The following is an 11,784-nucleotide window of genomic DNA, read 5'->3' as shown; positions in this document are numbered from 1 at the left end:
CGGTGATTCTGGCCTGCAAATGCATTGCTCAGAAGACGGCAACAAAACCTTTAAAATGGCAACTCTGGCCAACTCATCACTGAGTATTCCTTGCTCAGGGACTTACACCTACTGGTTCCGCTACAAGCATCCACTGGCGATGAGTAGCCTGCCCGGTACCGATTGGATTCACACGGCATTATTTACATCAGGCACATCGGTTGACGTTAATAATTACCCCGCCTTTACCGATGGCTCATCTAACTGGATGCGTTGGAGACACCCAGTTGCACATGACGGCTGCACCGCGGCGGTTTCTGACGCCTGCCACAACAACAGCCTACTGCGAGACCTTGACCGCTACACCGTTTGGTTTGACGACGCCCCCGGTAATGTTGAATTAAACCACACAGCCAATGGCGGTATTCTGCGGGTAGAAACCGCGCGCCACCACGCGGGCAACTCTAATGGTCAACAGCAATTTACTTACAATGCCGGCACCGGTTTTGGCGGTGAATTTAGTTACGGCCAAGTTATTCAATTTGAAATTACCGCCACCGCTGGCTCGCAAGTGTATAACGATTTTTCGTATTACACGGTAGGCCTTGGCTGGGGAAATTACGGCGACCCGCGCTTAAATATGGCAGGCCGCGCAGGCACCACCATGATTATTGCAGGCGCACCCGGTGCCGATATTTATGATGAACAAGAAGCCATATTTACCCAACCCATGGTCACGGTACACGACGAGGCCTTAATGAATGACTTTATTGTTGGCCACCATTTATTCCACGGCATCGATCCGAAACAACGCCTGGGTGAACATAACGTAGTTAAAATTGGTAAGTTTGCTTGTGGTGGGTGTCATATTCGCGATGGCCGCGGTGCCGAAGTATTTGAAACACCTCGCGGGCCACGTATTGCGCCACCGGTATACGGAGTAAAATTACTGGAGTGGATGGAAGGTCGTGAAACCGGTTTCCGCTGGGATGGAGGCGCAGCATCGGTTGAGGAGCAAATCCGTAATGCATTACGTGAAGACCACGGCGTAGAAGCTAGTCATCTTCCTGAGCGCGTTTTAGAAGCCATTACCCACTACACCGAAGTACTCACCGTACCCAACCGTCGCCCAGCGGTTTACGATGAGCCATCGGTAGCGCGCGGCGATATTATTTTTAGCGAGATCGGCTGTGCTGATTGCCACCAACCCGAAGCACGAACCCGCGACGATGCACCATCATATTTACGCAATATTAATATCCGACCCTATACGGATATGAAGCTATGGGACTTAGGCGAAGACCAACCCTACCGCACACCTGCACTTTGGGGACTAAGTCACAATATCACCCTACTGAACAAGCTCGACCTACCTTTACTCTTCATGCATGATGGTGCCTCAACCTCCATTGATGATGCCATTGGCCGTCATGGTGGTGATGCAAAGGTTTCGCGTTTAAATTACAACGCCTTAAGCACTTCGGATCAACAGGCCGTAGTCGATTTTATTGAATCACTATAGCGCTTAAGCGCAAGCGTTCCCCCTTCAACCCCTAACCTCGCCTTTGCGAGGTTTTTTTTGGCCTGCCATTTTCCAATTAAAAGATTAGGGGCGTGCACTGAATAAGTTGCTGGAATTTGGGTTTTTGGGTGCTTGCTTGACGAGGCGAAAATAGGGCGTAAGGGGCGAGGTAATAATAGTTTGTCCAATTAGACGAGGGCGCCTGTTTTCTCAACAAGGCGCTTGAAGGGGCGCATGCCGGGGCATGTAACGCTTTGGGCAACGCTGTTGAGGAAATAGGAGGCAAGTATTATTGGATAAAGTATTTTTTCCTCGACCCTAATAGCCGGCTATTGCAAATATTTTTAACGAAGGCAAGCGTACACCCAGGAATTCAAAAACGGGAAGTTATTTAATGCACGCCCCTTAGGGGCGCTTTTATTCTGAGGGGAGAAGATCCAATATTTTCGCCACCGCCGCATCCGTAGGGTATTTAGGTTTTCCCCAGCCCAGGCGCACAACAACCAACTGATATTCCGGTACCACCATCACTAACTGCCCACGATTGCCCCGCGCCGCAAAACTTTTAGGCGGCAGCGATGGCCAACGCAAAGGCTCATGACCATTACCCTGATTGAGCCAAAGCTGGAAGCCATAGCGGGAATCGTTATTGGATGAATTGGGCATTTGAGCTTGCTGAACCCACCCGGGGTTGAGTATTTGATAATCATTAAGCGTACCGTCATTTAAATACAGCGCACCTAAATTGGCCCAAGCTTGCGCCGTTGCAAACATAAAAGAACTACCCACAAAAATACCGTCGCGATCTAGCTCTAAAACAGCATTGCCCATATTTAAGGGATGTAATAAATATTCTTGAATGTACCGTTGAGAATTTTCGATGCTATTACCCAGCGCGCGATGGGCATATAAGGAAAGTAAATTAGCCGTACCAGACGAATACAGCCAATGCTCGCCCGCAGGAAAAGCAACCGAACTTGCCAATGGCCGCTGAGCGCTGCTCTTATCTTCAAACAACATTTTAGTCGCATCACTACCCGGCTCATAAACCTCGCTAAAATCGAGGCCCGATGTCATGGTCAATAAATCGAGTAATTCAATTTTATTGCGCGTATCGTTCGCCCAGTCGGGGAATAATGCTTTGGAACCTCCATCGTCAAAAGCGGCTATCACATTGCGATACTGCAAGCTCCCAATCATTGCAGCCGTAAAACTTTTGGACATGGACCAACCTAAAAATAACGATTGTGCATCGTAACCTTCGGCATACGCCTGCCCAATCACATCACCGTTGGCACGCATAACCAACAAGGCCCGCGTATCCTGCTGCTCGGTATTATCCTCCACCAACAAAGCCTTCAGTTTCGCATCCAGCGCTGACGTCACCGACACTTGCCCAACCCCATCAGCACGGTAGAGTGCCGAATCGGTAATAGCCGGTAAAACTTCACCGTCGTCCACCAGTGTACAGCCCGCCCCTTCACGGTATTGCGCCTGTTGCTGCCGACCCAAAAACGATGCACTTACGCGGCGCGCCTCGTCGTTATACACCACAGAAGGGAAGCCAAATAAAAGCGAGTAAGACACAATATCCTTATGGACCTGCACTTTAGTCTGCTTGCTCACATAGTGCAGCGAGCAAGACATTTTTGCACTAAACCCCACCAACATCGCCGGCGCAGCCGTGATGTAACGCAGGGTATACCCCCCACGGTAAGCAAATACAACAGCCAGTAATAGCAACATCGCAAACAGCGCCAGTACTGCAACAGCTATTTTACGTAGGGGGTTAGCTCTAAACATGGTGATTCCAATGAAGAAATAAGGGTAGATGGTGAGGCTTGCGAAAATAACAGCCAAGATGCGACACGGCAAGATTAAGTCCGTGTAAAATGAACCCAAAAGAACAGATACAGAATAGCCAGTGAATCTCGGGCGCCAAGGAAGATCTAACATTCCAGCCACTTACAATAGCTTAAAGTAATCACTCACCTAGAAAGGGAAAGTCGTGCAAGCCGATAATAAGATCGCATTTCAACACAACATCCAAACATTCAGAGCCTTTGCGATATTGAACATTACAGCGATCCATTGCTGGGCCGCGTGTTATTACTCGGCAGGTTCGCAATCGTCTGCCGGGCATAACTTACGCTCACTCATTGAATCCATCTTTCATAATTCAACAATATACTTTGCTCTTATCTCTGGGATTCTGTACTCGCTCGTCTTAAAAAAACAGTCAATAACGCAGTTCTATCACAAAAAGTTTATAACTATTTTCATACCCTACTTATTTTTTACAGGAATATATACAGTTTTAGCTGGGCGTGTCTTTATCGGTGAGCATATAGAACCTACCTCCATTCAAGACATGCTTGAAGCAATCCCCTCAAACCTATTAAACGGCAGCAGCTGGGGGCACCTGTGGTACCCACCAATACTACTTGTACTTTTTATACTAACACCGCTTATCTACAAATCCCTCAAGCACCCAACCTTTAAATACACCCTATTAATTACCGCTCTTGCACCATTAGCCGTCTCCAGAGTGTGGCCAGACTTCAGCCTTAATAATGTGTGCTTTTTTGGCGGGGTGTACTCTTTAGGATTATATATCGGCCTACACTATCAAAAGGCGTTAGCGCTATTCAATCGATTCTCCCTAACTCTATTGCTAAGTGCAATCCTACTGTTTTTGCCTATCGGGTATTTATATCAATACTCACCCGCAATCAACCTCCCCTTCAACCCCATTGAGAGCCTCAGTTACCTACAAAAAATATTCTTTGGATGCTTTTTGATTGAACGGCTACACCGAATCCAAGGACCAACAAACAAGACCTTGGACTTCATTGCCACGCATGCTTACGGCATCTACTTGGTTCACCCTGCCATTTCAATCTTTGGTGCTATTGGATTACAAATTATTTCACCCTCTATTTTTGAGCGAGCAAGTTTTATAGCGCTAGCACTTTACGGGCTGGCCCTTTTCATAGCGACATTATTACTGTCGGCCGCCCTTATAATGGCGACCAAAATAATACTGGGAAAATATTCAAAGTTCATATATGGCACCTAAAAGCTAAAGGATAAAAATTTAAAAGAAAACACCCTCCATTCCTTAACTGCGCCTGTGGATAAGAAAGCCCGCACTTAAAAAAAACCACTCAGCGAAGATCGCAAACAGCGCCAGTACTGCAATAGCTATTTTACGCTGGGGGTTAGCTCTAAACATGGTGATTCAAACTCGTATAGGGAAATAGTGGCATTAGGGACGAGGAAAAAATACTTTATCAATAATACTTGCCTCCTGCCTCCTCAGCAGCGTTGCTCAAAGCAGGCCTCTTCAAGCGCTTTGCAGAGAAAGTAGGAGCCTTAGTCCAATTAGACAAACTATTATTGCCTCGCCCCTTATCGGATTATTCCCGGTGTGATACAGCGCAACTTTAGCGCCAAATGGAATGCAAAGCCTTCACAGACTTTGTCAACTCTGTCTCATTTTATTTGGTGGCAATAAAACCTCCATTTTTCATCCATAATATTTTATTAAACTGCCGCCAGCTATTCTATAAGTCAACAAAGGGTAATTGGCATGCGTAATCTTCATATTCACTTAAAAGTGTATAAGTCATTTATTGTGCCGCTTGCACTGTTTATTTCTGCCTGCGATGGCAGCTCTGGCGGAATATCAAGTTCATCAAACAGCCCACAACCATCAAGTAGCACTAGCTCTTCAGTTAATAATTTACCGTCTAGTGCGCCTATAAGCTCAGCATCTCATTCAGCGAATAGCTCGATAGGTGAAGCGAGTAGCGCAGCAACAGAATTGTTGCAGTTACCAGGCCGTATAGAAGCAATGGCATTTTCATCCTTCGAGGACAGCACCGTAACAAACAGCGGTGATTGCGGCGCGAGCGCTGTCGACCTGCAGTATTCCGATTCAGGCGGCGCCAACTGCACCGTGGGCTGGACAACAGCCGGTGAATGGCTTGCCTATAACACCACCGTGAATGCGAGCGGTATGTACGACTTTAATTTTCGCGTTGCAACAAACACATCGGCGCGCGCGTTAAAAATGTTTATAGACGGCACCAGTGTGGGCTCTATTATTCTTTCCGGCACAGACTGGACCGTATGGAATATGCGCTCCATTAAAAACGTACCGCTGACTAAGGGTAACCACGAAATTAAATTCCTATGGCTTGATGGCAGCATTAACTTGGACTATGTCGATGTATCCATCAATAACGGTGCAGGCACAACTTCAACGCTATGGGGTTCAAACGGTGAGTCTCATGACCCCAGTGGGTATTTAACCGACTTTTCTTATGCGGGTTATCATTGGGGCGAAGAAGAGCCACCCTTTAAAGCCCCAACTATTTACGCTCGAAACTTTGGCGCCAGCGCTGGCGACAACAATGACGATACGAGCGCAATTAAATCCGCATTAAACAGCGCAAAATACGGCGACGTAGTACGCCTAGACGCTGGCCGATACATTATATCCAATAAAATATACGTTCCTAACGGCGTGGTATTACAGGGCGAAGGCAGCCGCAAGACCACTATTTACATCCCTAAAAACTTAAGTGATGTCTCCGATGCCGACCCCTCCTTCGATGGTGCGTTTATTAACTTAACCGGTAGCCACGACAACGGTGTAAAAATCGCCTCAATTACGGCTCATGCAGCTCGCGGTGCCAAAACCGTTCAGCTGGATCGTACCCCCAACGTTAAAGTGGGAGACTGGATTCAAATAGAACAAACCGACAGCAGCGGTCGCATGGTCACCGAAACACTTTACGAGGGTTACAGCTCTGGTGCTGATGCGCACACCGATTTAGTCGGCGATAAAATGATGGAGTTTTTCAGCCGGGTAACCGCTGTAAACAACAACTCCATTTCTTTTGAGCGCGCCTTGCCTATCGCGGTAGACCCCGCCAACACCGCAGAGCTGCACACAACGGCCGTACCCTATGGCGAAGTTGGCTTAGAAGGTATTAGAGTCGAGTTCCCCGCTACATCGTATCCCGGACACTTTAATGAGCTGGGCTACAATGCCATCCAAATGGAAGCACAACACTCCTGGATACGCGACGTCACCGTGATTAATGTGGATTACGGCATTAACATTAAAGAGTCGCACTTTTTAAGTCTTTTAGACATCACGTTATTTAATGAGAATAACCGAAATGGCCACCATGGCATTAGTCTGGGTCATTCCACCGATTGCCTAGTGCGTGGCTTTGATCTTCAATCGGCGATACTCCACGATCTAACCGTTGAGTGGTACAACCACAGCAATGTATTCACTCAAGGGCGCGGTCGCGACCTTTCATTGGATCACCATAAAGGAGCCCCTTACGCCAATTTATTTACAGAGATTTACCTAGGCGAAAGCACTCGCACCTGGAAAAGTGGCGGTAGAGACGATAGGGGTTACAACACAGCCGCATACAGCACGCTCTGGAATCTATCCGGCGCTAAAGGCATGCCTTGGCCGCCTAAAAACTACGGCCCTAAAATGGTTTTTGTAGGCGTTAACACCAGCAAGCCATCCAGCGATTTAAACTGGTGGTACGAGAGCATGAAACCCAACGAGATATTCCCACCGAACATTTGGATTGCTCAAAAACAAAAAAGACTCGCCTTCTAATACATAACTATCTCGGCATATTGGCACGCCTAAAACAGTCGTTTTTTCGTGAGTGCATGGAAGCACCACCCAAATGACAAAATGGATTTAGAAAAACGAGAACCATCGATCACAAGAAAAAATGTAGAGTTTTATCTGTACATACGCATTTACAGGCAATTGACTCCTATATTTTGAAAAATATACCTACCACATAACATTGGCGTTAAGTTTTAAATTAATTATTTCTGAGCTTTATATAAACCAAAATATTAGCGATCCCACACTTTAGTTAGTGCAAACCCATACTCAGCACTTCGTCCCTAATAATAAAAATTCGAGTAGCATTTATGAACGCAAAATTAATATCATGCAGCACACTCTTATTGTTACTTTGTGGCTGTAGTGGTGCTGTTGTTGGCCCCAACACTACGTCATCTTCGAGCTCAGAAAACGCATCTTCGGTTTCGTCACTAGCGGCAAGCACCAGTAGCGCACCACCTGTAGATAACGTTTGTGCCGGCAATTTAACTAATCTGGCACTTAACCGGCCTGCCACCGAGTCTTCTAACGACGGTAATGCCGGGGCAGCAAACTCTGCATTTGATGGCAACATAACCACACGTTGGTCTAGTGGATTTAATGACGGGGAATGGTTAAGTGTTGACCTAGGTGGCACCTTTAAATTGTGTCGCGCTAACATTTCGTGGGAGGATGCCTACGCCATTGAGTATCAAATACAAACGTCGCTTGATGGCGACAATTGGTCAACCGCAGCAACAGAATATACGGGCGATGGAGGCATCGATGCCCTTGTATTTGAGCCGGTAACGCGCGCACGTTATGTTCGCTTATTAGGCATACGCAGGGCCACAGAATGGGGAATTTCAATGTGGGAGTTCGAGGTTTTGGGTTCTCGTGAGGGTATTCCAAGCGCGGCTTTTGTATTGGCTGAACAGACTGTAGAAGTCGACAAGGCCGTTATGCTAGATGCCGCCTTATCGTTTGATGAAGACGGCCAAATCGAATCTTACCAATGGCTCGTTATTCCACCAATGGGTGTTCCGTTTAATCTTGAGGGGCAGCAAACTCATTTCACGCCAGCGTTAACGGGCACCTATCAAATTGTCCTTAACGTTACAGATGATGAGGGCAATATTGCTTCGACGGAAAACGTTGCAAATGTACAACCCGCAGCGAGGGCCAGCGCATTCCCAGACACCGTCACTAAGCCGCGAATTATGCTGCTAGGCGATTCTATCACTGGCGGTTCAGGTTGCTGGAAAAAAATACTCAATCGCAAGCTTCTAGACAACGGGATAACAAATTTTGAATTTGTAGGCAGCCGTTCCGATGATTGTGGGGGCGGCATTTGGCATGAAGGGCACAGTTGCGCCACGGCCCAGAATTTTACTCAGTTAGAATATAATAATTTTTGTTCTGGAACGGAATCTGGATTGCGCCCGTTACTGGAAATTAATAAGCCCGACATGATAATGATGACCTTAGGTACTAACGATGCTTGGGGCGCTGCAGGAACAACCGCTATTTTACAAAGCTATACCACGCTAGTTGAACAAATGCGTGCCTACAATCCAAATATGGTTATTGCCGTTGCGCAAATACCAAAAATGAAACCCGATGGTAGCCAAGCAGTTTATAACAAAGTGGCAGACTTAGTAACGGCTGTACCTAGTTGGGCTTTGGGTATAAACCGCCCTAACTCACCGGTTTTTGTCTCCGATTTATGGACTAATTTCAACCTTGAAGACACCACTGACGGTGTACATCCATCGAACGACGTTGGCCACGTAAAGGTTGCAGATAATTGGTTTAATACGATAGCTAATATCCTGAGAAAGTAGATTACATTTAAGTTTTAGATTCGACATTACAAAACATGTGTTTTTGTAATGTCGAATTTTAACGCCATAGAATTCATCAATTGATAACTTAAATACCCCTTATCTAAAACGTCAACTCCACCTGTAATCAATACTTTTTTCCACCGCCCCATCTTCGTTCATCAATGCGTTACAACGGCTTGTCGACTTAACGCACCCTGATAACGGCTCCTAGATATTATGCACCACGACATTTTGCTCCTGCAATGTCTAATAAGGGGCTTCCTTGCCCCGATGCGTTATTCCAATCAGCCACTTCCATGTGACGGTGCAATGCCAAAAAAGAGGCTTCTACTTCATTTCATTATTCTAATTACCCACATCCCCGCCGGCCGCCGGCAGCTAGTTAAACTATATAGAACTCTCTATCGCCTTCACGCTCAAAAAAACGCATAAAGGACAGGCGAAAAAAATCGAGGCCCTTACTCAAAGGCCTCGATTTTAAAGGTATCAGATTAAGATACCTTGCGAGTGATTCATTAATGGAGGTAACGCCCTTAGGGGCGTGCATTAAATAACTTCCCGTTTTTGAATTCCTGGGTACACGCTTGCCTTCGTTAAAAATATTTGCAATAGCCGGCTATTACGTCATATTTTCGCCTCGTCAAGCAAGCACCCAAAAACCCAAATTCCAGCAACTTATTCAGTGCACGCTCCTTAATATCAAAAGATAAACTTGATTTCAATCTCTCCGATATTTAATCTAATGATTAATCACAGCCAATACGTGTAGAAGAAATAGCGGCATCATCTATCCAACCTACCCAAGAAGCCGTTGACTCTTGATAAAAGCTCAGACCAAATGCAATACTGTCCCATTGATCAGGAAGACCACCCCAGGGCGCAGGAAGTCCAAAATTAACCCGCCCTGAAGCACCGCTTATATGATTACCATCTACGTATAGGTCAAATGTTTGCGTGGTATTATCAATTGACCACTCAGTACAAACCCAGCGGTCTTCAAAACGAAAATCGTAGTTAGTACCCATCCCGTCCTCATTCGATACGCCAGCCATTTGTACATTAAATAGATATTGAAGCGAACGTGAGCTGTGCTCTACGGTATCGACCACTCTGGCATAAAAATCGCGATGCTGGAGCTCAACAAATGTTGTGTGTACAACAGGGAAGTCGGAGTTCATATCGGTAGGAATGGGTGTAGGGGTACGCAATTTATAAAAGATACGGCCCCAATGTTTGCCCGCAAAAGAGCCATTATTAGATTGAATTCTATGGGTGTATCTTTCGCTTGCATCAAAACGTAATGACCGAGTGCCGCTATGCGCCTCTTGGTTTTCTACCACCTGAATATTACCTTGACGGTTAAATCCAGAAGGAATCCCCCCCACCGCAACGTCTTCAAAATCCAAACACAACCGATAACTCCCATTCCCACAAGAAGCTGGCTCGGGAATATTGGCGCTACCTGCAAGCCCTTTAATCACAATGGCTGCAACATTGGCATTATCAACAGAAGCCGAAAAATTCAAGTCTAACTGGCCATCGCTCACACTAATGCCATTAAGGTGAACAATATAAGCCGAATCGTGGCCGGCTGAACTAAAGGGATCAAAGCCATTAATCAGCACATCACCTTCAACTTCCACATTAAATATTCGTGCGCCGCCTTCTTCCCAGAAGAACTCTCCCATATGCAGAGTAATGTCGTAAGTGCCGGCCTTAACCGGGAAGCTATAACTAAATGCACCCCAACGCTCGGACTGATAAAGCACATCCGCATTTGTATTTGCAATGCCATCACCTGTACCCCCCAAATCACCGCCGGTAAAATAACGATCAGCTTCATAAGCTTGCCCATCAACATTTGCGCCACTACCACCTGAATTGACTGCAAATAACGGCACAAAATTAGGATTAGGTTCTTTTACAATAACGGGGCTAACCGAGCTGCTTGAAGCCGACAGTAAACCGGCATCATTATAAAGGTAATCAAACATAGATTCCGCACAGGCGGTATCGCACAGACTAGGGTCAGACTTAGGCATCGTTGCTGCGGTATAGCTGACCAAACGGCTGTAAGATTGCGAAAGGTTTATCGTTGTAGGTAATTCATGGCAACCGGCGCACTGATCTTGGTAAAGCATTTTCCCTAAGGAAAATTCATCCGAAGCACTACTAGAAACAGCTGCAGCGCTACTCGGTGGAATGGCGGCGCTAGACACAGAAACCAAAGACGAAACGCTCGATGATGAGCTAACGGGAGGTGTTGGCGAACCCGTGCAAGAGGCAATAAACAGTAAACTACAACTGGTTATTGCTAACTTCAAACGCGAGAAAATAAAACGTTCATCAATTGATAAAGACATACATAAATACTCCGATGATTAATATTTTCACTCTCACTAATGACTATTATTAACTGAGAGTAAAGCGAAAATCGCTTAGAAAATGTTATAAAAATTATGGTTTTTACAAGCCATAAAGTAGAGAAACACTATTAAAGAACCATTACCGACAGAGCCAAATATATTAACTTCCAGCAAGACTGAGAAACCACCTTTACTCAGGCATTAACATAAAGGGCGAGGAAAAATAATTTATCCAGTTAGGCATCGACTGTTAGGCATTAGCTTTCTTGCCGAGGCATGTAGTGCTTGAAACAAAAAAAATAGTAAGTCGAATCGTAACTATTCAGGTGAGTTCGAAATCATGCTCACTCAAAAGGCGAACTGATCATTTTCTGGGTATTCAAGCGTCAGCCCTTGCAGGGATAGCAAGGGAGT

6 protein-coding genes are annotated in these 11,784 nt (G+C 45.9%); 4 read left to right on the top strand and 2 right to left on the bottom strand.

Going from position 1 to position 11,784, the window contains the following annotated elements:
* Positions 1–1,501: di-heme oxidoredictase family protein (locus AC3A8L_RS15145; protein WP_487963109.1), on the top strand; the 1,501-nt coding region annotated here is incomplete at its 5' end.
* Positions 1,502–1,918: 417 nt separating this feature from the next.
* On the opposite strand, the gene AC3A8L_RS15140 is transcribed toward AC3A8L_RS15145, so the two are convergent.
* Complete coding sequence (locus tag AC3A8L_RS15140) at positions 1,919–3,304, bottom strand: serine hydrolase domain-containing protein (protein ID WP_487963108.1); 1,386 nt, start codon at positions 3,302–3,304, stop codon at positions 1,919–1,921.
* A 205-nt stretch (positions 3,305–3,509) separates the two neighbouring features.
* On the opposite strand from AC3A8L_RS15140, the gene AC3A8L_RS15135 reads away from it, so the two are divergent.
* The 3 genes from AC3A8L_RS15135 (at position 3,510) to AC3A8L_RS15125 (ending at position 9,001) form a co-directional block, all read left to right on the top strand.
* A complete protein-coding gene (locus AC3A8L_RS15135) occupies positions 3,510–4,580 on the top strand; it encodes an acyltransferase family protein (RefSeq protein WP_487963107.1) in 1,071 nt (356 codons plus the stop codon).
* 513 nt (positions 4,581–5,093) lie between these two features.
* Positions 5,094–7,157: a carbohydrate-binding domain-containing protein gene (locus AC3A8L_RS15130; RefSeq protein WP_487963106.1), complete on the top strand. Its 2,064-nt coding sequence runs from the start codon at positions 5,094–5,096 to the stop codon at positions 7,155–7,157.
* Between the two features lie 329 nt (positions 7,158–7,486).
* On the top strand, positions 7,487–9,001 hold the full coding sequence (locus AC3A8L_RS15125; protein ID WP_487963105.1) for a discoidin domain-containing protein: 1,515 nt from the start codon (positions 7,487–7,489) through the stop codon (positions 8,999–9,001).
* Between the two features lie 749 nt (positions 9,002–9,750).
* Here AC3A8L_RS15125 and AC3A8L_RS15120 read toward each other — a convergent pair.
* Positions 9,751–11,367: a malectin domain-containing carbohydrate-binding protein gene (locus tag AC3A8L_RS15120; RefSeq protein WP_487963104.1), complete on the bottom strand. Its 1,617-nt coding sequence runs from the start codon at positions 11,365–11,367 to the stop codon at positions 9,751–9,753.
* Positions 11,368–11,784: the final 417 nt, after the last annotated feature.

Source organism: Marinagarivorans sp. (assembly GCF_982758155.1).
The sequence above is the reverse complement of the archived record's forward strand: the minus strand, read 5'-3'. Positions and strand labels throughout refer to the sequence as shown.